The 25,305-nt window shown below is 67.2% G+C and carries 23 protein-coding genes; 6 read left to right on the top strand and 17 right to left on the bottom strand.

Translation table 11 applies throughout. The annotated features are described in order from the left end of the window. Positions 1-72: 72 nt before the first annotated feature. The 3 genes from AC0B44_RS03410 to thyX are packed head-to-tail and all read right to left on the bottom strand — an operon-like array spanning position 73 to position 3,606. Positions 73-1,884 (bottom strand): ribonuclease J, encoded by a 1,812-nt coding sequence (locus AC0B44_RS03410; RefSeq protein WP_471901520.1) that lies wholly within the window; start codon positions 1,882-1,884, stop codon positions 73-75. Further along, a complete protein-coding gene (gene dapA / locus AC0B44_RS03405; RefSeq protein ID WP_072698542.1) occupies positions 1,885-2,790 on the bottom strand; it encodes a 4-hydroxy-tetrahydrodipicolinate synthase in 906 nt (301 codons plus the stop codon). A 60-nt stretch (positions 2,791-2,850) separates the two neighbouring features. Further along, complete coding sequence (gene thyX / locus AC0B44_RS03400) at positions 2,851-3,606, bottom strand: FAD-dependent thymidylate synthase (protein WP_471901519.1); 756 nt, start codon at positions 3,604-3,606, stop codon at positions 2,851-2,853. 145 nt (positions 3,607-3,751) lie between these two features. On the opposite strand from thyX, the gene AC0B44_RS03395 reads away from it, so the two are divergent. Continuing rightward, positions 3,752-4,294 (top strand): toxin-antitoxin system HicB family antitoxin, encoded by a 543-nt coding sequence (locus tag AC0B44_RS03395; RefSeq protein ID WP_471901518.1) that lies wholly within the window; start codon positions 3,752-3,754, stop codon positions 4,292-4,294. 64 nt (positions 4,295-4,358) lie between these two features. After that, positions 4,359-4,799, top strand: coding sequence for an SRPBCC family protein (locus AC0B44_RS03390; protein ID WP_471901517.1), 441 nt, complete (start codon positions 4,359-4,361; stop codon positions 4,797-4,799). Between the two features lie 10 nt (positions 4,800-4,809). Here AC0B44_RS03390 and AC0B44_RS03385 read toward each other — a convergent pair whose 3' ends face one another. The 12 genes from AC0B44_RS03385 to AC0B44_RS03330 form a co-directional block, all read right to left on the bottom strand. Then, positions 4,810-5,292: a flavodoxin family protein gene (locus tag AC0B44_RS03385; protein ID WP_471901516.1), complete on the bottom strand. Its 483-nt coding sequence runs from the start codon at positions 5,290-5,292 to the stop codon at positions 4,810-4,812. A gap of 64 nt (positions 5,293-5,356) precedes the next feature. Further along, positions 5,357-5,824: a hypothetical protein gene (locus AC0B44_RS03380; RefSeq protein WP_471901515.1), complete on the bottom strand. Its 468-nt coding sequence runs from the start codon at positions 5,822-5,824 to the stop codon at positions 5,357-5,359. After that, entirely contained in the window at positions 5,821-6,576 is a 756-nt protein-coding gene (gene dapB, locus AC0B44_RS03375) for a 4-hydroxy-tetrahydrodipicolinate reductase (protein ID WP_471901514.1), read from the bottom strand. The genes AC0B44_RS03380 and dapB overlap by 4 nt, the downstream gene beginning before the upstream one ends. A 76-nt stretch (positions 6,577-6,652) precedes the next feature. Then, positions 6,653-7,984 (bottom strand): M16 family metallopeptidase, encoded by a 1,332-nt coding sequence (locus tag AC0B44_RS03370; RefSeq protein WP_471901513.1) that lies wholly within the window; start codon positions 7,982-7,984, stop codon positions 6,653-6,655. Positions 7,985-8,076: 92 nt separating this feature from the next. After that, on the bottom strand, positions 8,077-8,805 hold the full coding sequence (gene narI, locus AC0B44_RS03365) for a respiratory nitrate reductase subunit gamma (protein WP_471901512.1): 729 nt from the start codon (positions 8,803-8,805) through the stop codon (positions 8,077-8,079). Between the two features lie 3 nt (positions 8,806-8,808). Continuing rightward, positions 8,809-9,507 carry a nitrate reductase molybdenum cofactor assembly chaperone gene (narJ, locus tag AC0B44_RS03360; protein ID WP_471901511.1) on the bottom strand — a complete coding sequence of 233 codons (699 nt, stop codon included), beginning with the start codon at positions 9,505-9,507 and terminating at the stop codon, positions 8,809-8,811. Further along, positions 9,504-11,177 carry a nitrate reductase subunit beta gene (narH, locus tag AC0B44_RS03355; protein ID WP_471901510.1) on the bottom strand — a complete coding sequence of 558 codons (1,674 nt, stop codon included), beginning with the start codon at positions 11,175-11,177 and terminating at the stop codon, positions 9,504-9,506. Before narH ends, narJ begins: the two co-directional genes overlap by 4 nt. A gap of 34 nt (positions 11,178-11,211) precedes the next feature. Continuing rightward, positions 11,212-14,910: a nitrate reductase subunit alpha gene (locus tag AC0B44_RS03350; RefSeq protein ID WP_471901509.1), complete on the bottom strand. Its 3,699-nt coding sequence runs from the start codon at positions 14,908-14,910 to the stop codon at positions 11,212-11,214. After that, a complete protein-coding gene (locus AC0B44_RS03345; protein ID WP_471901738.1) occupies positions 14,907-16,076 on the bottom strand; it encodes a nitrate/nitrite transporter in 1,170 nt (389 codons plus the stop codon). Before AC0B44_RS03345 ends, AC0B44_RS03350 begins: the two co-directional genes overlap by 4 nt. Before the next feature lie 313 nt (positions 16,077-16,389). After that, on the bottom strand, positions 16,390-18,663 hold the full coding sequence (locus tag AC0B44_RS03340; protein ID WP_471901508.1) for a polyribonucleotide nucleotidyltransferase: 2,274 nt from the start codon (positions 18,661-18,663) through the stop codon (positions 16,390-16,392). A gap of 325 nt (positions 18,664-18,988) precedes the next feature. After that, positions 18,989-19,258: a 30S ribosomal protein S15 gene (gene rpsO, locus AC0B44_RS03335; RefSeq protein ID WP_072698552.1), complete on the bottom strand. Its 270-nt coding sequence runs from the start codon at positions 19,256-19,258 to the stop codon at positions 18,989-18,991. 150 nt (positions 19,259-19,408) lie between these two features. Further along, the gene (locus AC0B44_RS03330; protein WP_471901507.1) at positions 19,409-20,368 is read right to left on the bottom strand and encodes a bifunctional riboflavin kinase/FAD synthetase; all 960 of its coding nucleotides are present in this window, start codon (positions 20,366-20,368) and stop codon (positions 19,409-19,411) included. Positions 20,369-20,448: 80 nt separating this feature from the next. On the opposite strand from AC0B44_RS03330, the gene AC0B44_RS03325 reads away from it, so the two are divergent. From AC0B44_RS03325 to AC0B44_RS03310, 4 genes are read left to right on the top strand one after another with little or no spacing between them, the layout of a single operon-like run. Then, entirely contained in the window at positions 20,449-21,372 is a 924-nt protein-coding gene (locus AC0B44_RS03325) for a metal ABC transporter substrate-binding protein (protein WP_471901737.1), read from the top strand. Beyond that, positions 21,369-22,133, top strand: coding sequence for a metal ABC transporter ATP-binding protein (locus AC0B44_RS03320; protein WP_471901506.1), 765 nt, complete (start codon positions 21,369-21,371; stop codon positions 22,131-22,133). The genes AC0B44_RS03325 and AC0B44_RS03320 overlap by 4 nt, the downstream gene beginning before the upstream one ends. Further along, the gene (locus AC0B44_RS03315) at positions 22,133-23,014 is read left to right on the top strand and encodes a metal ABC transporter permease (RefSeq protein ID WP_471901505.1); all 882 of its coding nucleotides are present in this window, start codon (positions 22,133-22,135) and stop codon (positions 23,012-23,014) included. Before AC0B44_RS03320 ends, AC0B44_RS03315 begins: the two co-directional genes overlap by 1 nt. A gap of 9 nt (positions 23,015-23,023) precedes the next feature. Continuing rightward, entirely contained in the window at positions 23,024-23,713 is a 690-nt protein-coding gene (locus AC0B44_RS03310; protein WP_471901504.1) for a metal-dependent transcriptional regulator, read from the top strand. Between the two features lie 4 nt (positions 23,714-23,717). On the opposite strand, the gene truB is transcribed toward AC0B44_RS03310, so the two are convergent. Both truB and npt read right to left on the bottom strand, forming a co-directional pair. After that, a complete protein-coding gene (truB, locus tag AC0B44_RS03305) occupies positions 23,718-24,638 on the bottom strand; it encodes a tRNA pseudouridine(55) synthase TruB (protein ID WP_471901503.1) in 921 nt (306 codons plus the stop codon). A gap of 3 nt (positions 24,639-24,641) precedes the next feature. After that, a complete protein-coding gene (npt, locus tag AC0B44_RS03300) occupies positions 24,642-25,304 on the bottom strand; it encodes a 4'-phosphopantetheinyl transferase Npt (RefSeq protein ID WP_471901736.1) in 663 nt (220 codons plus the stop codon). Position 25,305: the final 1 nt, after the last annotated feature.

Genomic DNA, 25,305 nt, shown 5'->3' with positions numbered 1-25,305 from the left:
GCGCGGCACGGGAGTGTGCCGCGCGGCGATCGCCACGATTGCTGTTCCGGGACCGCAATGCGGTCCCGGTTCTCAGGACACCGCGATGACGGTGGGCACGATCATCGGGCGGCGACGGTACGTGTCGGCGACCCACCTGCCCACGACCCGGCGGATCCCCTGCGCGATGCGGTGGGTTTCGGTGACGCCTTCGGCCGCGAGTTCGCTGAGGGTCTTGTCGACGAGTTGCGCGGCTTCCGTGAGCGCGGTCGGGTCGTCGGAGAATCCGCGTCCGGAGACCTCGGGGGTGCTCACCGCCCGTCCGGTGGTCGCGTCCACGGCGACCGAGATGGAGATGAATCCACCCTCGCCGAGCACCAGGCGATCCGAAAGCGTCGATTCGCCGACGTCACCGACGGACAAGCCGTCGACGTAGACGTAGCCGACGGGGACCCGGCCCACGATTTCGGCGAGACCGTCGACCATGTCGACGACTACGCCGTCCTCGGCCAGCACGATCCGTTCCTTGGGCACACCGGTGGCCTCGGCGAGTGCGGCGTTGGCCCGCAGGTGGCGCCATTCGCCGTGGACCGGCATGGCGTTGGTGGGCCGCACCGCGTTGTACAGGTAGAGCAGTTCGCCCGCGGAAGCGTGCCCGGAGACGTGCACCTTCGCGTTCTGCTGCGTCACGACCGTGGCGCCGCGCTTGGCGAGGCCGTTGACGACCGCGAACACGGAGTTCTCGTTGCCCGGGATGAGCGACGACGCCAGCACGACGAGGTCGTCGGCGCGGATGTTGATCTGCCGGTGCTCACCGCGCGCCATCCGCGACAGCGCCGACAGCGGCTCGCCCTGCGAGCCGGTGGAGACGAGCACGACGCGGTCGTCGGGCAGGGACGCGGCAGCGTTGAGGTCGACCTCGACGCCGTCGGGAACGTGGAGGTAGCCGAGGTCCTGCGCGATCTGCATGTTGCGCACCATGGACCGTCCGACGAAGGCGACCCGCCGGTTGTACCGGTGGGCGACGTCGACGACCTGCTGGATCCGGTGCACGTGGCTGGCGAACGAGGCGACGATCACGCGGTTCTTGGCCTTGCCGATGACGTTGTCGAGCACCCCGCCGATTTCGCGTTCGGGCGTGACGAATCCGGGCACCTCGGCGTTGGTGGAGTCGACGAGGAACAGGTCGACGCCTTCGTCGCCGAGCCGGGAGAAGCCGGCGAGGTCGGTGAGGCGGTTGTCGAGCGGCAACTGGTCGAGCTTGATGTCGCCGGTGTGCAGCACCAGTCCGGCCGACGTGCGGATGGCCACGGCGAGGGCGTCGGGAATCGAGTGGTTGACCGCGAAGTACTCGCACTCGAACGGGCCGTGATCGGTGCGTTCACCCTCGGTGACCTCGACGAGCTTGGGCCGCTGCCGGTGCTCGCGGCATTTCGCGGCGACGAGGGCGAGTGTGAATTTCGATCCGACGACCGGGATGTCCGGGCGCAGTCGCAGCAGGAACGGGACGGCACCGATGTGGTCTTCGTGACCGTGGGTGAGAACGATCGCCTCGACGTCGTCCATCCGGTTCTCGATGTGCCGGAAGTCCGGGAGGATCAGGTCGACGCCGGGCTGCTGGTCTTCGGGGAAGAGGACACCGCAGTCCACGATCAGGAGACGGCCCTGGTGCTCGAAGACCGTCATGTTGCGGCCGATTTCGCCGATGCCGCCGAGCGCGACGATCCGCAGGCCGTGCTTGGGCGCCTTGGGCGGGGTGCCGAGCCGACCGGTGGGGTCGACGGGCGGACGCGGGTCGGGACGCTGCGTTGCTGCCGAGTTCTGGGCGACGCGGCGCTGCGGCCGTGATGCCGGCGGTCCGGCGTTACGGGTGGCGCGGCCACGACTGGTGGTGGGACGACTCATTTACAAAACCCCTGCTGCTTGAAGATCGGCCGCGAGGGCGTCGATCTGGGCCGATACCGGTGCGACCTGCGGAAGCCGCGGTTCGCCGACGTCGATGCCGAGCAGCCTCAGCCCTGCTTTGGAGGCGCTGACGCCGCCGAGGCGAGCGACCGCGCGGTAGATCGGCACCATGGAAAGGTTGATTCTGCGGGCCAGGTCGAGATCGCCCGCTTCGAACGCGGTGTGCAGTTCTCGCAGCCTGCCGGGCACGAGATGACCGATGACACTGACGAATCCGACAGCACCCACCGACAACCACGGAAGGTTGAGAGGGTCGTCGCCGGAGTAGAACTTCAGGTCGGTCGTGCCGATGAGCTCGGCTCCGGCGTTGAGATCACCCTTCGCATCCTTGACCGCGACGATCCGCGGATGCTCGGCGAGCAGGCGCAGGGTGTCGGTCTCGATGGGTACCACCGAGCGCGGCGGAATGTCGTAGAGCATCACCGGGAGGTCGGTGGCGTCGGCGACCGCGACGAAGTGCGCGTAGAGCCCCGCTTGCGGCGGCCGGGAGTAGTACGGCGTGACGACCAGCAAGCCGTGCGCGCCGGCGCGCGCGGCGTCGCGTGCCAGTTCGGCGCTGTGTGCGGTGTCGTTGCTGCCGGCTCCGGCGATGATCTTCGCGCGGTCGCCGACGGAGGCGAGCACGGCGCGCATCAACTCCAGCTTCTCGGTCTCGCTGGTGGTAGGCGACTCGCCGGTGGTACCCGCGAGTACCAGCGCGTCGCAGCCACCCTCGACGAGGTAGTTCGCAAGACGCACACCCGCGTCCACGTCGAGCTTGCCGTCGGCAGTGAACGGGGTCACCATCGCAGTGGCGACAGTGCCGAACGGAAGCTCGACGGCAGTTGCGGATTCACCGTTGGTCATGGTCAGAAGGCTACCGCGTGAGGGCAGGCGCCCGACACACGCCCGCCCCCGCCGGGTGGCTCAGTGTTCTACGGCAAAGGTGGGAGCGGCGATTTCGCTGCCGTCGCGCAGCGCTTCGATGGTGAAGTCCGAAAACGCGTTCGGCGCGGCATCGATGAGTTGCCGCAGGCACTCGACCGCGAGCCGCCGAATTTCCACGTCGGCGTGCTCGGTGGCCCGCATGGCGATGAAATGTCGCCAGGACCGGTAGTTGCCGGTGACGACGACGCGCGTCTCGGTCGCGTTGGGGAGAACCGCTCGCGCGGCCTCACGCACCTGCTTGGCCCGCAACGGACCCGGCGGCAGATGGGCCATCTTCTCGTCGAGGGCATCGAGCAACTCCACGTACGCGTCGCGACTGCGGCGCGTTGCCGCGAAGAACAGTTCCTCGAGTTCCGGATCGCCCGCGATCGCCGGAGGCACCACGACCGGAGCGTCTCCGTCCGCGACGAAGCGCTGCGACAGTTGCGAGTAGGAGAAGTGCCGGTGCCGGATCAGTTCGTGTGTGCACGATCGGGAGATCCCGGTGATGTAGAACGTCACGGTCGCGTGCTCGAGGACCGACAGGTGTCCCACGGTGAGCAGGTGCCGCAGGTAACCGGTGTTGGTGGCTGTTCGCGGGTTCGGCTTCGACCAACTCTGGTAGCACGCTCGTCCGGCGAATTCCGCGAGTGCTTCGCCGCCGTCGGCGTCGGTCTCCCACGGGACGTCGTCCGGCGGCACGAATTCGGTCTTGGCGATGAGCCTGACCTTCAGGGTGGCGGGTTCGGGAACCATGCGCGTCTCCTCCCGGTGCGTGATCGAACACTAGCGACTGCGCATGCGCGGCGTTCACCTCGCACTGGCGATGACATCACCACGACAGCATCCGCGACATCATCGTGTCGTTGACTGATGTCATGAATGGCGTCACACTGACGTCATGAACATCGACACGTACACCTCGGCGATCACCGACGCCGTGCTCAACGCCGCCGAACTCGGCGACGAACAGACCCGCCGCACCGCGGCCGCGCTCTCGGCCGCCCTCGCCGCGCCGGCCCGCCTCGCCGTTCTCAGCGCACTGTCGGACATGGCCGGCGAGATCAGCGAACAACTCGACGACCACACCGTCACGGTTCGTCTCGACGGGGCCGAAGCCGTCGTCGACGTACGCAGCGATGCGACGCCGCACGTCGATCCGCCGACCCCGACCTTCGAAGAGATGACCGGGGACATCAGCCGGGTCACCCTGCGTCTCGTCGAACAGATCAAGTCCCGCGCCGAGGAGGCGGCCGCGCAGAGCGGGGTCTCCCTCAACTCCTGGGTGGCGCAAGCCGTGCAGGGCGCACTGAAGGACCAGAAGCGGTATCAGAAGCGCGCCGAAGAGTGGCGCCGGCAGGGCACCACGCCCACCCCTCCCCCTGCGCCGGCACCTCGCGATCCCGAGCAGGGCCAGGACGGTACGGACGCCGATACAGCCTGAAAGGGACTCGTGTGCGGTACATTCCGGTCGCACCGTGCACGGGAACCGAGAGGACACCGAACCGATGGCCGTCAGCAACACCAGAAGCTTCGAGATCAAGGCGACACCGGAGCAGGTGATGGCAGCCATCGCGGCGGTCGACCGTCTGCCCGACTGGTCGTCGACGCACAAGAAGGTCGTGGTGGAGTCCACCTACCCCGACGGCCGTCCACAGCGCGTGCGCATGACCGTCTCGATCATCGGGCTCACCGACGAGCAGGTCGTCGACTACACCTGGGACGGCGACCGGTCGATGTCCTGGACGCTCGTCGAAAGCACCCAGCAGAACCAGCAGGACGGCGCCTACACACTCACACCCGTGGGCGGCGCGACGAAAGTGGAGTTCAGCCTCACCATCGACCCGAAGATCCCGGTCCCCGGATTCCTCGTCCGGCGGGCGGAGAAGACCGCGATCGAGACCGCAGGCAAGGGTCTGACCAAATTCGTGGAGGAGAACTTCCGCTGACGGTCGCGCCTCACGTCCCGTCGGCCACGGTCACCGCGACCGTCCCGCCGAGTTCGTAGCAGCGTTCGCGGACCTGCGCGTCCAGCGGACCGGTGATCGCGAGATCGGCGGCGGCCTGGCTCAGTCCCATCCCCGTCACCAGACGACGCACCGACGACACTGCCCCGGCAGTGTCATCGTTGCCGTGGACCCACATCCCGTAGGGACGCCCTGCGACCGCGTCGAGGCACGGGTAGTACACCGTGTCGAAGAAATGCTTGAGCGCGCCCGACATGTATCCGAAGTTCGCAGGAGTGCCGAACAGGTAGCCGTCGGCGGCGAGGACGTCGGGGACGGTCGCCCCGAGTGCCGGCACCGATCGCACCGTCACACCGTCGATCTCGGGGTCGTTCGCCCCGGCAAGCACCGCTTCGAGCAGTTCACGCGTCGCCGGGGACGGGGTGTGGTGGACGACGAGCAGCGTCCGGCCCGCGGCCTTGACTTCTTCGGTCACATCGGAAGACTACGACCACGCCCGACGGCGCGAGTCCGGCATCCCACCGGGCCGGCCGGAAACCTCAGGCCTCGCGCTCGGCCCGCTCGAGTGCCACCGCGCGTCGCATCGTCTCGCGGGCACGGCCCCGGTCGCCCGCGTAGTCGTACGCACGCGCCAACCGGTAGGAGTTGCGCCAGTTGTCGGGATCGGCTTCCCACTCGTGCTTGACCTTCTCGAACAGAGCATCCGCCGCGTCGCGGTCGATCTTTCCGGACGGGCGGCGAGGCAGATCGGTGACGTCGAGTTCGAGGCCCTCGTCGTGGATCCGGCGCGCAAGTTGCTGATGCTGCAGGCCAGCACGCAGGCTTGCGTACACGATCCACACGCCGACGAGCGGCAGCAGCAGCACGCCGATACCGAGGCCCACCGCAGCGACGCCGCCCGACCGAACGAGTTCGAGCCCGCGACTACCGAGCAACACGAAGTAGAAGACGAGGGCGACCACGATGAACGCGATCGGCACGAGGACTTTGAGCAGATCTTTTTTCACAGGTCGAGGAGGGGGTCGATGCCGAGCGTCAGCCCGGGACGGGACGCGATTTCACGGACGCCGAGAAGCACGCCCGGAGCGAACGACGAACGGTCGATCGAGTCGTGGCGGATCGTGAGCGTCTCGCCCTGGGTTCCGAGCAGCACCTCCTGATGCGCCACCAGACCGGCGAGACGGACCGAGTGCACCCGCACGCCGTCGACATCCGCGCCGCGCGCACCCTCCAGTTCGGTGCTCGTGGCGTCGGGGCTGCGGCCCACACCCGCAGCGGCGCGAGCCTGCGCGATGAGTTCCGCGGTGCGGTAGGCGGTGCCGGAGGGCGCATCGGCCTTGTTGGGGTGATGCAGTTCGATGACCTCGACGGAATCGAAGAAGCGGGCAGCGGCCTGCGCGAAGCGCATCGACAACACGGCGCCGATCGCGAAGTTGGGTGCGATGAGCACACCGACCTCGGGCTTGCCGGCGAGCAGGCTGCGCACCTGCTCGAGCCGGGTCTCGTCGAAACCGGTGGTGCCGACGACAGCGTGGATGCCGTGTCCGATCAGGAACTCGAGGTTGCCCATCACCACGTCGGGGTGCGTGAAATCGACGACGACCTCGGTGCCGGACGTCACGAAGTCTTCGAGGCTGTCGCCCCGGTCCACCTCTGCGACGAGTTCGAGGTCCGCGGCCGCCTCGACTGCTGCGCAGATGGCTTGCCCGACCTTGCCCTTGGCCCCGAGCACACCGACCCGAACTGCTGCTGCGTTCACTGTTGAGTCCACGACCTTCCCGTCACGTCTTTCCGAGGAAAGGGTACGCAATCGGCGCGGTGGTCTGCACGCGGCGTCAGCCCACGATGTCGCGCACCGCGGCGGGAAGATCCCGCGGGCGGCGGTACGGTCCGACCACGGCGGCGGCGAACGGCCTGTGCAGCAGATCGGCCGCGACCTCCCGGACCTGTTCCGTCGACACCGTCGCGATGCGCTCGAGCGTCTCCGTCAGGCTCCAGTGCCGGCCGTAGTTCAGCTCACTGCGGCCGATCCGGTGCATACGAGCCCCGGTGTCTTCGAGTCCGAGGACCAGGCCACCGCGCAACGACCCCTTCGCGCGAGCACATTCGGCGTCGGTGATGCCGTCCTTCGCAACGGCGGCGAGTACCTCCCGGATCACCGTCGCGACTTCGGCGACGTTCTCGGGCTGGCACCCGGCGTAGACGGAGAACGCTCCGGTGTCGGCGAACGTGTCGGTACCGGAGTACACCGAGTAGGCCAAGCCCCGCTTCTCGCGCACTTCCTGGAACAGACGAGAGCTCAGACCGCCCCCGATCGCGGCGTTGAGAACCGACAGCGCCCAGCGCCTGTCGTCGTGCCGGCCGAACGACCGGACTCCGAGAGACAGGTGCGCCTGTTCCCCGTCGTGCTCGGTGATGCTCAGCGTGGGCGCGGTGCGCAGTTCGAGCCGGCCCTCCCGGCGGGGAACGGGGCGGGCGTCGTCGTCGAGGTGACCGGCGAACGCGCGACGCACCAGTTCGACGGTGTGCTCGTGATCGACGTTCCCGGCGACCGCGACCACCATCCGCTGCGGGGTGTACCTGCGCACGTGGAAGGAGTGCAACTGGTTGCGGGTCATCGCCTCGATCGACTCGACCGAGCCGATGATCGGACGCCCGATGGGATGGTCTCCGTACAACGCGGTCAGGAATGCGTCACCGAGGAGATCTTCCGGGTCGTCGTCGCGCATCGAGATCTCCTCGAGCACGACCTGACGCTCGACGTCGACGTCCACGCTGCGGCAGCGTCCTCGCAGCACCACGTCGGCGACCACATCGACCGCGAGCGACAGGTCGTCGTCGAGGACGTGCGCGTAGTAGCAGGTGTGTTCCTTGCTGGTGAACGCGTTGAGTTCACCTCCCACCCCGTCGACGAGTTCGGCGATGTCGAGTGCCGTGCGCGTCGGGGTGGATTTGAACAGCAGATGCTCGAGAAAATGCGCCGCGCCTGCGACCGACGGTTGCTCGTCGCGGGACCCGATCCCCACCCAGACGCCCACCGCTGCCGAGCGCACTCCCGGCACGTGTTCGGTGACCACGCGGACCCCTCCGGGCAGCATGGTGCGGCGGACACCGGACTCCACTGCGGGAGCCGGATCGGAAGGTGAAGCCTGCTGGGTACGAGCCATGTGTGAGTTCAGTGGTCCTGCGGTCGGGTTCGGGCACGTACGTCCCGGAACGGAACATCACACGATACATGCGCGCCCGGATACTGCGTCGGTCACCAACCGCGGCGCCGGGGCCGCGCACCGACCAGGTCGCCGTCTCGCGCTTCGTCCCTGCTCCGGTAGACGATGTACGGGCGGAACAGGTATCCCAACGGTGCGCTGAACGCGTGGACGAGTCTGGTGAACGGCCAGATCGCGAACAGCACCAGACCGATGAGGGTGTGGATCTGGAACGAGACTGGTGCCTCGACGAGGAGTTCTCCCTTGGGCTGCAGAATCCAGATCGACCGGAACCACGGCGCAACGGTGTCGCGGTAGTTGTGCTCGCCGACCACACCGGCACCCATGAGGGTGGTCGCCAGTCCCGCGACGATCGCGGCGACCAGCACCACGTACATGCCCTTGTCGTTGATGGTCGTGGCGGAATAGACGGGACCGTTCGTGCGCCGGCGGTAGACCAGCAGGCACACCCCGATGAGCGTGGCGGCGCCCGCGATGCCGCCGAGTACGAGGGCTTGGACGTGATAGGCGTGCTGGCTGATGCCGATCGAGTACGTCCATTGCTTGGGGATCACCAAGCCGATGAAGTGGCCGATGATCACCACCAGAATGCCGAAGTGGAAAAGGGGACTGCCGATTCGCAGCAAGCGGCTTTCGTACAGCTGCGACGACCGTGTGGTCCAGCCGAACTTGTCGTACCGGTAGCGCCACCAGGTGCCGACGATCAGGATCGCGAGTGTCACGTACGGCACGATGTCCCAGAAGATTGCACCGGCGCTCATCGTCTACCGCCCTTCTCGTCGGTCGTGGAGTCCCTCGGTCGTGGAGTCCCGGCGTGGCGGAACGGTCAGGGTGAACGGTTGCAGGCCGATCGCTTCGGCCGGCGGTCCCGCGTGCATCAACTGCCGCGCCCGCTGCTCCTGCATCTCGTCGACCGGAGGCAACGTGGCACATACCGCGGCGATGGTGTCCGCGTAGGGCGACTCGTCGTCGACCAGGGCGCGGTGCAGTACGTCGATCGGAACGCGGTGCGCGACGAGCAACCGCTCCCCCGCATCGGGCGCGACGGTGGCGGCGAACTCGAGGACCACCGGAAGATGGTCGGGCGCTTCGTCGATCGGGGGTTCGGCGCCCGCCTCCCGATAGGTCTGCACGAACGCGTGGATCTCAGATCCGCGGTTGCGGGTGTCTCCCGCGGTCCAGTAGGTGAGGTACATCGTCGACCGGCGACGCAGGTCGAACGTGTCCACGTAGGCCTGCGCCGCCTCGAGCAGACTGCTGCCCCGCAGGTACGCGGCGGTCCCGGCGAGCCTGCTGCGTTCGGGTTCGTCGAGGTGCCCGACCAACGCCTCGACGGTCGCGAGACGGTCCGGCAGGTGCTCGTCCGGATACGCCAACAGCAGCGAGGCGCTCTGACGCACCAGCCGGTTCCGGAGCCGGAGAGCGGGATCGTCCCGGCGCGACGGGCGCCGGAACAGACTCATCGCTCGTCCTTGCCGTCGCCCGGCCAGGCATTCGGGAACATGCCCGTGGGTGCGCCCTTGCCGTCCCAGTTGAGGAGATTCACACGGGAGGGTTCGCGCTCGTTGACGGCCAGACCTTCCGTCGTCTGACGCTCCGCGAGCGCATGGAAGGTCTCCACTGCCACCGGCACCGGTCCCCCGCTGGATTCACCGAACGGGCCAGACTCGTACATTCCCGGTCCACCCGCGAACGACAGAGAGCAGTCCGTCGCGGATTCCTCGAGCTTGTGTCCTTCGGTCGCGTACGCCGTCGGGATCACATAGCGCTCTTCGTACTTGGCCAGGGCGAGCAGACGGTACATCTCGTAGATCTGTTCCTCCGTCATCCCCACGGCCTCCGGGATGTGCGGCTGAGTGTCGCGGCCGAGGTTGATGTCGCGCATGTAGGACCGCATCGCGGCGAGTCGCTGCAGGACGGCTTCCACGGTCGCGGTGTCGCCCGCCGTGAACAACTCCGCCAGGTAGCGGATGGGAATGCGCAACGACTCGAGTGCTCCGAACAGGTTTCCGAGCTCTTCCCCGTCGTGACCGTCACGGCTGACCGCGTCGACGACCGGCGACAGCGGCGGCACGTACCAGACCATCGGCATGGTCCGGTATTCCGGATGCAACGGCAGCGCGACCTTGTAGACGTTGATCAGTGAGTAGATCGGCGACTTCTGCGCGCCGGCGATCCACTCGTCGGAAATTCCTTCGGCCCGGGCCCCTGCGATGACCTCCGGATCGTTCGGGTCGAGCAGGACCTGACGCTGGGCTTCGTAGAGATCCTGTTCGTTCTCCACCGCCGCCGCGTCGAGCACCCGGTCGGCGTCGTAGAACACCAGCCCGATGTAGCGCAGACGCCCGACGCAGGTTTCGGCACACACCGTCGGTAGCCCGACCTCGATGCGGGGATAACAGAACGTGCACTTCTCGGCTTTGCCGGTCTTGTGATTGAAATAGACCTTCTTGTACGGGCATCCGGAGATGCACATCCGCCAGCCGCGGCACCGGTCCTGGTCGACGAGGACGATGCCGTCCTCCGAGCGCTTGTAGATCGCTCCGGACGGGCACGACGCGACACACGAGGGGTTGAGGCAGTGCTCGCAGATCCGGGGCAGGTAGAACATGAACGTCTCTTCGAGCGACGTCTTGACCTCTTCGTTGATCTTCGCCAGGATCGGGTCGTCCGGAACGATCTCGGGCGAGCCCGCCAGGTTGTCGTCCCAGTTGGCCGACCACTCCACTTTCATCGGTTCGCCGCTGAGGAGACTGCGCGGTCGCGCCACCGGGATGTTCTCCCCCGCAGGGGCGTTGGTGAGGGTCTCGTAGTCGTACGTCCACGGTTCGTAGTAGTCGTCGATCGACGGCATCTTGGGGTTGGAGAAGATCCGGCTGAGCTTGTGGAGGCGGCCGCCGTCGCGCAGCCGAATCCTGCCCTTCTTGTCCCTGATCCAGCCGCCGCGCCACTTGTCCTGATCCTCGTAGGTGCGGGGGTACCCCTGACCCGGACGGGTCTCCACGTTGTTGAACCAGACGTACTCGGTTCCGGAACGGTTGGTCCAGGTCTGTTTACAGGTCACCGAGCACGTGTGACATCCGATGCACTTGTCGAGGTTCATGACCATCGCCATCTGTGCCATGACCTTCATGAGTGCCCCCGTTCGTGGGGTCCGATGGTGTACATCAGTACGTCACCTCCTGAGACCGGCGGCGCACGACCGTGACTTCGTCACGCTGGTTGCCGGTCGGTCCGAGATAGTTGAAGGCATACGAGGTCTGCGCGTAACCGCCCGCCAGATGACTCGGTTTCATCAGGATCCGCGTGATCGAATTGTGGATCCCGCCACGCTTTCCGGTGGTTTCGGTGAGCGGGACATCGATGACTCGCTCCTGCGCGTGGTAGACGAACACCACGCCCTCGGGCATGCGCTGCGACACGATGGCCCGGCACACCACCACGCCGTTGCGGTTCACGGCCTCGATCCAGTCGTTGTCGCGCACCGAGATCTTCGCCGCGTCCGCCGGACTCATCCACATCGTCGGTCCGCCGCGCGAGAGCGAGAGCATGAACAGGTTGTCCTGATACTCCGAGTGGATCGACCATTTCGAATGCGGGGTCAGGTATCTCACCGTCAACCCCACTCCGTCACCGTCGCCGATCGATGTCTCACCGAACAGACGGTTCATGTCCAGCGGGGGCCGGTAGACCGGAAGTTGCTCGCCCATCTCCTCGAGCCAGTCGTGGTCGAGGTAGAAGTGCATCCGGCCCGTCAGGGTGTGGAACGGTTTGAGTTCCTCGATGTTGGTGGTGAAGGGCGCGTAGCGGCGCCCGCCGGTCTCGCTGCCCGACCATTCCGGGCTCGTGACCACCGGCACCGGCCGGGCCTGCGTGTCGGCGTAGGTGATCCGGCGTTCCTCACTGCCTTCGGCGAGGTGGACCAGCCTGCGCCCGGTTCGCTTCTCGAGTTCCCGATACCCCTGCACGGCGAGACGGCCGTTCGACGCCCCGGACAGCGCGAGAATCACGTCGCACATCCGTTCCGCAGTGGTGATCGCCGGGCGCCCGGCGGCGGCACCGGAATCCATGACGCCGAACTTGACGGCGAGTTCGGCGACCTCCTGGTCGGGGTGGGTGGTCACCCCCTTGGTGGTCAGCCCTGCCGACTCCGCGAGCGGCCCGAGCGTGGCCCACTTGTCGGCGACGGCGGTGTAATCCCGCTCGACGACCACGAGAGGCCCCATGGTCTTCCCCGGGATGGGCACTTCACCGGTTTTCCTCCAGTCGTTCTCCGTGCCACCGGGATACGCCATCGCACCGGGCGTGTCGTGCTGGAGCGTCCCCATCACCACGTCGGTCCGCGTTCCCAGATGCGTGCGTGCCAGGGCGCTGAACGCCTTCGCGACCGCACCGAACGCCTCGTAGTCCGAGCGGGTCTCCCAGGGCGGATCGATCGCGGGGCTGAACGCGTGCACGTAGGGGTGCATGTCGGTACTCGACAGGTCCCCCTTCTCGTACCAGGTCGCCGCGGGCAGCACGACATCCGAGAACAGCGTCGTCGACGTCATCCGGAAGTCGATCGACATGAGCATGTCGAGTTTGCCGTCGGGGACGTCCTCCCGCCAGGTGACGTCGTTGGGCCGCAAATCCGGCGCGGTCTGAGCACCCTGAATGTTCGAGTCGGTACCCAGCAGATGCTGCAGGAAGTACTCGTTGCCCTTGCTGGAGGAGCCGAGAAGATTCGACCGCCACACGCTCAGCACGCGCGGCCAGTTACGCGGCGACCCGGGATCGGTGACGGCGAGTTTCACCGTCCCCTTGGCCAGTTGTTCGGCAACATATTCGGGGATGTCGCGACCGGCCGCACGAGCCTCGTCCGCCAGATCGTGTGTGTTGCGGTCGAACTGCGGATAGAACGGCGACCAGCCCATCGCGACGGCCGACGCCATCACATCCATGGTGTGCTTGTCCCGGAAGCGCCCCCGCGACAGCGGGCTCGAGAGGGCGTCCGCCCGGTACCCGTCGTACTTCCACTGGTCGGTGTGCACGTACCAGTACGAGGTGCCCGCCATCTGACGAGGTGGCCTGCTCCAGTCGGTGGCCATCGCCATCGTGGCCCACCCGGTTGCGGTTCGGCACTTCTCCTGCCCGACGTAGTGCGCCCAGCCGCCGCCGTTGCGTCCCATCGCTCCGGTCAGGAGCAGCAGGGACAGCACGGCCCGGTAGGTCGCGTCGCCGTGGAACCACTGGCAGATTCCGGCTCCCATGATGATCATGGAGCGCCCGCCCGATTCCTCGGAGTTTCGCGCGAGTTCCCGGGCCACCCGGATCGCCTGCGCCGCAGACACTCCGGTGATCGATTCCTGCCATGCCGGCGTGTAGGGCGTCGACGGATCGTCATACCCGGTCGGCCACTGCCCGGGCAGATTCAACTCTGCCCGCTGCACGCCGTATTGGGCGAGCATCAGGTCGAACACCGTGCAGACCAGGTGCTCACCCACCCGGCGGACCGGCACACCGCGCTCGAGGCTTCCGCCCCGACCGTCGATCGTGTCGAAACTCGGCAGATGCACGGCGAGGACCTCCGCTGCGCCGCCGGCCGGCGGTGCCACCGTGAGGGCGGGCGACAGGTCACCCAGTTCGAGGTTCCACTTGCCGATACCCTCCTCGCCGTAGCGGAATCCGAGGGAACCGTGAGGAACCGTCACGCTGTCGGTGGCGCTGTCGAGCAGCACGGGCTTGAACGCGGCGTTCTCCACGTCCTGCCCGAGGTCGGCCGCGGTGAGGTTCTTGCCCGCCACCCACTTTCCGCCGCGCTCTTCGAGTTTCACCAGGAAGGGCAGATCGGTGTACTGCGCGGAGAAGTCCGTGAAGAAAGGTACGGGCTTCTCGACGTAGCACTCGCGCAGCAGGACGTGGCCCATCGCCATCGCCAGGGCACCGTCGGTTCCGGCAGCACACGGCATCCACTCGTCCGCGAACTTCGTGTTGTCCGCGTAGTCCGGGCTGATCGCGACAACCTTGGTCCCGCGGTACCGCACCTCCGTCATCCAGTGTGCGTCGGGGGTACGTGTCACCGGGACGTTGGAACCCCACATCAACAGGTACGACGCGTCCCACCAGTCGCCCGACTCGGGGACGTCGGTCTGGTCCCCGAAGACCTGCGGGGAGGCGACCGGCAGGTCCGCGTACCAGTCGTAGAACGAGGTCATGGCGCCACCGACCAGTTCGACGAACCGGGAACCGGCTGCGTGCGACACCATCGACATGGCGGGAATCGGGGAGAAACCGGCGATGCGGTCGGGCCCGTACTCCTTGATGGTGTGCACGTGGGACGCGGCGACCATTTCGGTGGCTTCGGCCCAGGTGACCCGCACCAGCCCGCCCTTGCCTCGCGCACGCTGGTACCGGCGCCGGCGTTCCGGGTCGTTCTGAATGTCCGCCCACGCCAGTACCGGATCACCGAGACGCTGTTTGGCCTCGCGATACATCTCGACGAGGACTCCGCGCGCGTACGGGTACCGCACCCGTGTCGGAGAGTAGGTGTACCAGGAGAAGGCCGCTCCTCGGGGGCAACCGCGCGGTTCGTACTCGGGGCGGTCCGCTCCCACCGTGGGATAGTCCGTCTCCTGGGTTTCCCAGGTGATGATCCCGTCCTTGACGTAGATCTTCCACGAGCACGAACCGGTGCAGTTCACGCCGTGTGTCGATCGCACCACCTTGTCGTGGCTCCACCGGTCGCGGTAGAAGATGTCACCTTCTCTGCCGCCCTGGTGCAGGATGCTGCGGGTGTCGGCGGATTCTTCGCCACGCGTGAAGAACCGGCCGCTACGCACCAGCAGTTCCTCGAGCGTCCCACCCACAGCGACTTTTTCCGTAGTCACGTGCTCTCCTCCGGTTGCCTGTGTGGAGCGTCCCGCGATGCGGCAGGTTCACGTGCCTTCAGCCAGACCGCGGTGTAGACCAGTGCAATGAGAGCCGCCGCGACCAGGAGCAACAGGCCCACGGTGTAGTCGTTGCCCACCGGGTCGTAGGTCGCGCCCATGACCAAGGGCGGGAAGTATCCGCCGAGGCCACCTGCCGCCGCGACGATTCCGGTGATGCTGCCGACGGACTGCGCAGGCGAACGCCGCGCCACCCAGGCGAACACGCCTCCGGTGCCGATGCCGAGGAAGATCGCCATCGAGATGAAGACAACGGCCGACCAGAAGTCCGGCGGTGGCTTGAACGTGGCGATGAATGCGGTCACGGCGGTGCCGGCGAACGACGCGATCACCACGTACTTCGGTGGGATCCGGTCGGAGAGGGTTCCGCCGATGGGGCGGGCGATCACCGCGGCGACGGCGAACCCCGCGGTACGGGTACCTGCATCCACCGCGGAGAACTCGTACACCGTCCTGATGTAGGTGGGCAGGTAGCTGCTGAACGCGACGAAACCGCCGAAGACGATGGCATACAGGAACGACATTTCCCAGGTGACCCGGAGTTTGCATGCCGCAAGGAATTTGGGCACCACCGGCTGGGTGTTGGGAACGAATGCGGGCGCGTTCCGCATGACGGTCACGCACAGCACAGCGGTGAGTGCCAGCACGACCGCGATGATCACGTGGGTGGCGACCAGCCCGAACCATCCGACGAAACGCGGCGTGAAGAAGGCCGACAGTGCCGTGCCGACCATGCCCGCACCGAATACACCCGTGGCGAAACCGCGTCGTGAGGGGTCGTACCAGTTGTTGGCGAACGGGATCCCGACGGCGAAAATCGTGCCGGCGATTCCCAGGAAGAATCCGAAGACGAGCAGCAGCGGGTACGAGCCCGCGTTGCCTGCGAAGCCGACGGCGAGGACCGGCAGAATCGACGCGAGAGTGATGGCGATGAACATGACCCGGCCGCCGTAGCGGTCGGTGAGCGCGCCCACCACGATGCGGCCCAGGGAGCCGACGAGGATCGGTGTCGCCACCAGCATCGACGTCTCGGAGCTACTGAGCGACATGTCGCCGGCATACGTGGTGGACAACGGCCCGATCAGATTCCAGGCCCAGAAATTCATCGCCGATACCCACGTCGCCAACGCGAGATTGACGCCCGGCCGTGCCCCGATTCCAGCAGCTGTAATCGTGCTCACATCACCCAGGGAACACCCTGGGCAGAGTCACTGTGCGGCTTTTGCCGAAAGGTTTACACGGGGACGGGCATCGGTTCGTGCGAGCACGAGTGGGCTCACAGGCACCGTGGCGGGGAGGAGCACCGCCCGGTCCCCGGTCGTGCGCTACAACGACACCGCGCGCTGGTCCTCCCCGAAAGGGAAGGAACAGCGCGCGGTGGTTACCCGGTCCGTAGCGCAGGGCTACGGGGAGGGCCGATCAGGACTCGGTGGTCGCTTCGGCCGGAGCGGCCTCGGCGGCGGCGTCGTCCTCGACAGGCACGAGGCTGATCTTGCCCCGGTTGTCGATGTCGGCGATCTCGACGCGGAGCTTCGATCCGACGCTCACGACGTCCTCGACCTTGGCGATGCGCTTGCCGTTGCCGAGCTTGCTGATGTGCACCAGGCCGTCGCGGCCGGGCAGCAGGGAGACGAACGCGCCGAACGCCGTGGTCTTGACCACGGTGCCGAGGAATCGCTCGCCAACCTTGGGCAGCTGCGGGTTGGCGATGGCGTTGATCTTGTCGATCGCGGCCTGCGCGGACGGGCCGTCCGCTGCACCGACGTAGACGGTGCCGTCATCTTCGATCGAGATGTTGGCGCCGGTCTCCTCGGTGATCGAGTTGATCATCTTGCCCTTGGGCCCGATGACCTCGCCGATCTTGTCGACCGGAACCTTGATCGTGGTGATGCGCGGCGCGAACGGGCTCATCTCGTCCGGGCTGTCGATGGCCTCGGCCATGACCTCGAGGATCGTGGCGCGAGCGTCGTGGGCCTGCGACAACGCACCCGCGAGCACCTGCGACGGGATGCCGTCGAGCTTGGTGTCGAGCTGCAGGGCCGTGACGAAGTCCTTCGTGCCGGCGACCTTGAAGTCCATGTCGCCGAAGGCATCCTCGGCTCCGAGGATGTCGGTCAGTGCCACGTAGCGGATCTCACCGTCGACCTCGTCGGAGACGAGACCCATCGCGATACCGGCGACCGGCGCCTTCAGCGGCACACCCGCGTTGAGCAGCGACAGGGTGGACGCGCACACCGAGCCCATCGACGTCGAGCCGTTGGAGCTCAGCGCCTCGGACACCTGACGGATCGCGTACGGGAACTCTTCCTGGCTCGGAAGCACCGGCACGAGGGCCCGCTCGGCGAGGGCGCCGTGGCCGATCTCGCGACGCTTCGGCGAACCGACACGGCCGGTCTCACCGGTCGAGTACGGCGGGAAGTTGTAGTGGTGCATGTAACGCTTGCTGGTCTCCGGGCCGAGCGAGTCGACCTGCTGGGCCATCTTGACCATGTCGAGGGTGGTGATACCCATGATCTGGGTCTCGCCGCGCTCGAACAGCGCCGAACCATGTGCACGCGGAACGACCGCGACCTCGGCGGACAGCGCACGGATATCGGTGATGCCGCGACCGTCGATACGGAACTGATCGCGCAGGATGCGCTGGCGGACCAGCTTCTTGGTGAGCGCGCGGAAGGCCGCTCCGATCTCCTTCTCGCGACCCTCGAACTTCGGGGCGATCTGCTCGAGGACCTCGACCTTGATCTCGTCGGTGCGATCGTCGCGCTCCTGCTTGCCCGCGATGGTCAGCGCCTCGGCCAGCTTGGTCGACGCAGCGGCCTCGACCTCGGCGTAGACGTCGTCCGCGTACGGCGGGAACAGCGGGAAGTCGCCGGTGGGCTTCGCGGCAGCGGCTGCGAGCTGCTGCTGGGCCGCGCAGAGGCGGGCGATGAACGGCTTGGCCGCTTCGAGGCCCTGGGCGACGATCGCCTCGGTCGGCGCCTGGGCGCCACCCTCGACGAGCGAGATGACGTTCTCGGTCGCCTCGGCTTCGACCATCATGATCGCGACGTCAGCGGTGTCGGGGTTGTCGCCACCACCGACGATGCGGCCCGCGACCACCATGTCGAACACGGCGTTCTCGAGCTGCTCGACGGTCGGGAACGCGACCCACTGGCCGGCCTTGTTGTCGTCGGACGTGATGAGCGCGACGCGCACGCCACCGACCGGGCCGGAGAACGGCAGGCCGGCGAGCTGCGTCGAGGCCGACGCCGCGTTGATCGCGACCACGTCGTACAGGTCGTTCGGGTTCAGGCTCAGAACCGTGACGACGACCTGGATCTCGTTGCGGAGACCGTCCACGAACGACGGGCGCAGCGGCCGGTCGATCAGGCGGCAGGTGAGGATCGCGTCGGTGGACGGGCGGCCCTCGCGACGGAAGAACGACCCCGGGATGCGTCCGGCTGCGTACATGCGCTCTTCGACGTCCACCGTCAGCGGGAAGAAGTCGAAGTGGTCCTTGGGGTGCTTCGACGCGCTGGTGGCGGAAAGCAGCATGGTCTCGTCGTCGAGGTAGGCGACGACGGCGCCGGCGGCCTGCTGTGCGAGGCGGCCGGTCTCGAAACGGATCGTGCGGGTGCCGAAGGCACCGTTGTCGAGTGTCGCGACGGCTTCGTAGACGCCTTCGTCGGTCTCGACTGCGGAATTGCTTGTCATCTTTTTGTTTTCTCTTCCCTCTTCGTCTTCGCCGTACCCGCGCGGGCTCCACGGCCCCCTTGGCCGTGGTTGCGCACCGATTCACGGAGGCGGTCGTCGATCGAAACCTTCCGGCCGGGGTGTCCCTCAGGGACACCGTGCCTGGACCGGAAAGTCACTACCGAGGACCGACACCATCGGTGCATACGGTTCACCGCCGTCGGCGGTGTGGTGTGCCGGCTATCGCGGCACAAACACCGATAGCCAACGGGGCCCAGTGTAGTGGGTGCCCCGTTGGCTGTCGGAAAAGATCAGCGGATGCAGATCGTGTCGCTTCTCGGCTGCGTCAGCGACGCAGGCCCAGACGCTGGATGAGCGAGCGGTAACGCTCGACGTCGACCTTCTCGACGTACTTCAGCAGGCGGCGACGACGACCGACCAGCAGCAGCAGGCCGCGGCGGGAGTGGTGGTCGTGCTTGTGCTGCTTGAGGTGCTCGGTGAGATCGACGATGCGCTTGGTGAGCATCGCGACCTGAGCCTCGGGCGACCCGGTGTCGGTCTCGTGAAGGCCGTACTCGCCGAGGATCTGCTTCTTCTGTTCGGTGGTCAATGCCACTGGTAATACTCCTGAACAACTGACGTCCGCGTGACAGAAAGCGGACCGGGTCCGCCGGTGCGGCCGCCGCGAACCGCAGCACACACCAACGGACAACCTTACCAGAGCCGGTCCTCCGGTCCTCACCGGTGCCGCCCTGCCCCGAGGCCGTCAGCCCGCGAGCACCTCGCGTGCACGGTCCGCATCACGATGCATCGCCGAGATCAGAGCTTCGACGGAATCGAACTTCTCCATCCCCCGCAGGCGCTCGACGAAGTCCACGGCCACGTGCTGGCCGTACAGGTCTGCCTCCTCGTCGAGGACGTATGCCTCGACGGTGCGTTTGCGTCCCGAGAACGTGGGGTTGGTTCCGACCGACACCGCGGCCATGTACCGCTCCCCCACCGAGACACCTTCGACGGGTGATCCCGAGCCGAGCACGGTGAACCAGGCGGCGTAGACACCGTCGGCGGGAATCGCCGCGTACATCGGCGGGGCGACGTTGGCGGTCGGGAAACCGAGTCCGCGCCCGCGCCCGTCACCGTGCACGACCACCCCTTCGACACGATGCGGACGGCCGAGTGCATCGGCGGCCGCGGCCACGTCGCCCGCGTCGACACAGGACCGGATGTAGGTGGACGAGAAGGTCACCGCGTGCTCGGCGACGAGGGTCAGGCCCTGCACCGCGAAGCCCGAGCGTGTCCCGGCCGAACGCAGCAGGTCGACGGTTCCGGCGGCCTTCTTCCCGAACGTGAAGTTCTCGCCCACCACCACCTCGGCGACATGCAGGCGTTCGACCAGAATCTCGTGGATGTACCGCTCGGGTGAGAGCTTCATGAATTCGGGGGTGAACGGCACGACGCAGAACACGTCGATTCCCAGTTCCTCCGCCAACTCGGCGCGTCGCGCCAGTGTGGTCAACTGCGCCGGGTGACTGCCGGGCCGCACCACCTCCATGGGGTGCGGGTCGAACGTCATGAGCACGCTCGGAACACCCCGTTCCGACGCGGCTTTCACAGCGCTCGATATCAACTGCTGGTGCCCCCGGTGTACGCCGTCGAACACGCCGATCGTCACCACACAACGACCCCAGTCCGCAGGTATCTCGTCCAGACCTCGCCATCTCTGCACATCGGCAGCCTACGGCGCACGGGCCGGACGGTCATCCTCGCCCGGTCGCGCAGCCCACATAGACAGCATCTGTGACCCGAATGCATAATTTCGGGGTGCCGAACATTTCGATTGGATGGGTCAAAACCGCGGTCCTGGTGGCCGCCGCGGCAACCCTCGCCGCCTGCGCCTCCCCGACGGACGCCGACGAGCGGCCCTTCGCGCTGACCACGTTCACCGTCATCGCCGACATGACCCGCGCCGTCGCGGGCGACCACGTGCGCGTCGAGTCCATCACCAAACCGGGCGCCGAGGTCCACGGATACGAGCCGACACCCAGCGACCTCCGGAACGCCGCCGACGCCGACCTCGTCCTGGACAACGGACTCGGACTCGAGCGCTGGTTCGAGCAGTTCCTCGAAGACGCCGACGCGTCGCACGTGGTGCTCAGCGACGGCATCGAACCCGAGTTCATCACGGGCGACAGTTACGCCGGGCAGACCAATCCGCACGCGTGGATGTCTCCCCTCAACGCCGCGATCTACGTCGACAACATCACCGCCGCCCTGATCGACCTCGCGCCGGAACACGAAGCGGATTTCACCGCCAACGCTGCCGCCTACAAGGCCGAACTCTCGGCTCTCCACGAGCAACTCGTCGCCGGCGTCTCCGCACTTCCCGAAGCGCAGCGAGCGCTGGTGACCTGCGAGGGCGCGTTCAGCTACCTCGCGCGGGACGCGGGTCTGAAGGAGGCGTATCTGTGGCCGGTCAACGCCGACCAGCAGGGCACACCCCAGCAGATCGCGCAGACCGTCGACTTCGTGCGCGACAACCGGGTACCGGCGGTGTTCTGCGAGTCGACGGTCTCGGACAAGGCGCAGCAGCAGGTGGCCGCCGACACCGGGGCGCGATTCGGCGGCATCCTCTACGTCGACTCGCTGTCCGGTCCGGACGGTCCCGTCCCCACATACCTCGATCTCTTGCGTCACGACATCGAAACCATCACGGCAGGACTGACCCGATGACGACACCCGCCCTGGACATCGACACGGTCACCGTGCGCTACGACTCCGTCACCGCACTGGACCGGGTGTCTCTGACCCTGCAACCCGGCACCGTGTGCGGCCTCGTCGGGACCAACGGCTCGGGTAAATCCACTTTGTTCAAGACGATCATGGGTCTGGTCCGCCCCGTGTCGGGACACGTGTCGATCACGGGCGGGTCCACCGCCGCCGCGCGCCGCAACGGTGCGGTGGCATACGTGCCGCAGTCGGAGGCCGTCGACTGGGATTTCCCGATCGGCGTCCGGGAAGTGGTCATGACCGGACGCTTCGGGCACCAGGGATTCATGCGCCGGCCACGACCTGCCGACCGCGCAGCCGTCGAGGCGGCTCTCGAGCGCGTCGGCATGACCGACTTCGCGACGCGGCAGATCGGCCAACTCTCCGGAGGCCAGCGCAAACGCGTGTTCGTGGCGCGGGCGATCGCGCAGGAAGCTCCCCTGCTTCTGCTCGACGAACCGTTCGCCGGCGTCGACACGACGACGCAACAAGCACTGACAGCGGTGATCCGCGATCTCGCTGCGTCGGGACACGCCGTCCTCGTCGCGACGCACGACCTCACCGGGCTGCCGGTCCTGTGCGACGAAGCGGTCCTGCTGCAACGACGTCTCCTCGTGCACGGTTCACCCGAGGAAGTGTTGCGTCCCGAGAACCTGGCGCTCGCGTTCGGCGCCTCCCCGGCCGAGTCGCCGGCAGGCGCGTCCACCCTTCGAGAGGTGCAGTGATGTTCGATCTACTGCTCGACCCGCTGCAGTACGGCTTCATGCAGCGCGCCCTGATCGTCGCGGTCGCCGCGACGGTGGTCTGCGCGTTGCTCAGTTGCTGGCTCGTCCTGATCGGGTGGTCGCTCATGGGTGACGCGGTGTCGCACGCCGTGCTGCCCGGCGTCGTGCTCGCGTACCTCACCGGAGCGCCCTTCGCGCTCGGTGCTCTGCTGTTCGCCGGGATCGCGGTCGCCCTGATCGGATTGGTGCGCAACACCAGCCGGGTCAAGGAGGACGCGGCGATCGGCATCGTGTTCACCACACTGTTCGCTCTCGGTGTCGTGCTGATCTCCAAGAACCCCAGCCAGATCGACCTCAACCACGTGCTGTTCGGCAATCTGCTGGGGCTCTCCTCCAGCGACGTGTGGCAGGTTTCCGCGCTCGCGGCAGTCGTGCTGGTCGTGCTGGTGGTCAAGCGCCGCGACCTGACGCTGTTCGCGTTCGATCGGGTGCAGGCACACGCGCTGGGAATCTCCCCCTGGCGCTTGTCTGCCCTGCTGCTCGCGCTGCTCGCCGTCACCATCGTCAGTGCGATCCAGGCAGTCGGGGTCATCCTGGTGGTGGCGATGCTCATCATCCCGGGAGCCACCGCCTACCTGCTCACCGACCGGCTCGCCCGGATGCTCGTCATCGCGCCGGTGCTCGCCGCTGTCGCGTCGATCGTCGGGGTGTACACGAGTTACTACACCGACGCCGCAACCGGTGGTGTGGTGGTGCTGGCGCAAGCCGTGGTGTTCGCCGCCGTGTATCTGTTCTCGCCGCGCCACGGCGTGATCACCAAAGCGGTACGGCACCGCGCCGGGGCAACCGACCCGGGTGAATCCGCGCTGCCGGTTACCTAAACTGAACCCGTGACGGACACGAGCGAGACCACCGCGACCGAGGCCCTGTCCTCGGTCGCCCAGGACTATCTGAAGATCATCTGGACGGTCCAGGAGTGGTCCGGGGAGAAGATCTCCACCAAACTCCTCGCAGAAAAGCTCGGCGTCTCGGCGTCGACCGTGTCGGAAGCCGTTCGCCGCCTGGCCGATCAGGGACTGCTCGACCACGCCCGCTACGGGTCCATCGCACTGACCGACGCGGGCCGCACGGCCGCCGTCTCGATGGTCCGGCGGCACCGCCTCATCGAGACGTTCCTCGTCCGCGAACTCGGCTACGGCTGGGACGAGGTGCACGACGAGGCCGAGGTGCTCGAGCACGCCGTGTCCGAACGGATGGTCGCCGCGATCGACGCCAAACTCGGGTATCCGGAACGCGACCCGCACGGCGACCCCATTCCGTCACACGACGGTCGTGTCGATGCGCCGCCCGCCCGGCCCCTCACTGCGTTCGCCGACGGCGAGCACGGACGGGTCGCCCGGATCTCCGACGCCGACCCGGCGATGCTGCGCTACTTCGACGAAGTCGGCATATCCCTCGACACCGACATCCAAGTCGTCGAACGACGCGACTTCGCGGGCACGATGTCGATCCGGATCGGCCCCGACGGCGAGACGGTGGAACTGGGCACCCTTGCGGCCGGTGCGATCTGGCTCGTCTGAGCCGTCACATGTTCGCGGGTCGTACGACGAACACGGACGCCGCGCGGCGTCCCTTCTCCTGGACCAGCGCGGCAGCGCGTCCGTGCTCGTCCACCGCGGCATAGACACCCGCGATGCCCACCGGTTCGAGCCATCGCCCGTTCGCGAGCACCGCGGCCTCTTCGTCGCTCACCGTCCGGCACTCGAATGCTGTGCGGATCGCCTCGTCGATTCCGAGACTCGGCACCGGATCGTCGGCAAGCGCCTCGAGGGTGCGGGCGTGCTCGAGCCCAAATGGGCCCACCCGGGTGCGTCGCAGCGCCGTCAGATGACCCCCGACACCCAGCGCGGCACCCAGATCGCGAGCGAGCGCGCGGATGTAGGTCCCCGACGAACAGTCGACCTCGACGTCGAGATCGACGAACCCTCCTTCGTCGCGGCGCGCGAGCACCTCGAACCGGGACACCGTCACCGGTCGCGCCGGAATCTCCACGGCTTCTCCCTCGCGCATCCGCGCGTACGCGCGCTTGCCGTCGATCTTGATGGCGCTGACGCTGGCGGGGACCTGCTCGATGTCGCCGGTGAGCGTCTCCACCACCGCGGCGATCTGCTCGTCCGTGACAGCCGACGCGTCCGAGGTCTCCACCACGTCGCCCTCGGCGTCGTCGGTCACCGTGCTCTGGCCCAGACGGATGGTCGCGGAGTAGGACTTCGTGGTCAGCGACAACAGACCGAGAAGCTTGGTGGCGCGCTCGACACCGAGCACGAGCACACCGGTAGCCATCGGGTCGAGCGTGCCGGCGTGACCCACCTTGCGGGTGCCGAGCAGACGGCGGCACCGCGCCACCACATCGTGGCTGGTCATACCGGCGGGCTTGTCGACGATGAGCAGACCGGCCCGCGCCACAGCGGAATTTTCGGTCGATTCGTTATTGCGGTCGGTCATGGTTCAGCGCACCGCGATCGCAGTGAGAACGAGACCGTCGGCGACGAGCCAGCGTCCGTCGAATCCCGTCACCGGCGGACCGTCGAGCGTGTCGCCGGGAATCAGGATGCGGGAGTGGAAGGTGCCGGTCACAGCGTCGGAGGTGGTGTCGCGTTCGAACGCGATGTGGGCGTCCTCGAATCCGAGCCAGCGACCGGTGAGCGGGAACCACGCCTTGTAGGTGGCTTCTTTCGCGCAGAACAACACCCGGTCCCAGTGCACGTCATCGCCGGCCGACGCGAGCCATTCCCGTTCCGGCTCGAGACTGACGGCGGGCAGGACGCCGTCGGGAAGCACGTCGTGAGGTTCGGCGTCGATGCCCAGCGACCGCACCTGCAACGAGTACCCGAGGACGGCGCCCCGGTACCCGTCGCAATGGGTGAGGCTGCCGACGAGTCCGCGCGGCCACAGCGGCGCTCCCCGTTCGCCGCGCAGGATCGGACCGGGTTCCACGCCGAGTCGCTGCATCGCCAACCGGGCGCAGTGCCTGGCAGCGGCGAACTCGCGGCGGCGCTTGTCGACCGCACGCGCGACGAGCGCCTCTTCCTGGGGGTGCGGTTGCAGCCCCGGCGGGTCGGCGAAGAGTTCCGCGGCGGCGACACCCTCCGGCACGATGCGCGAAATCAGC

The organism is Rhodococcus sp. NPDC019050 (assembly GCF_055664235.1).
The sequence above is the reverse complement of the archived record's forward strand: the minus strand, read 5'-3'. Positions and strand labels throughout refer to the sequence as shown.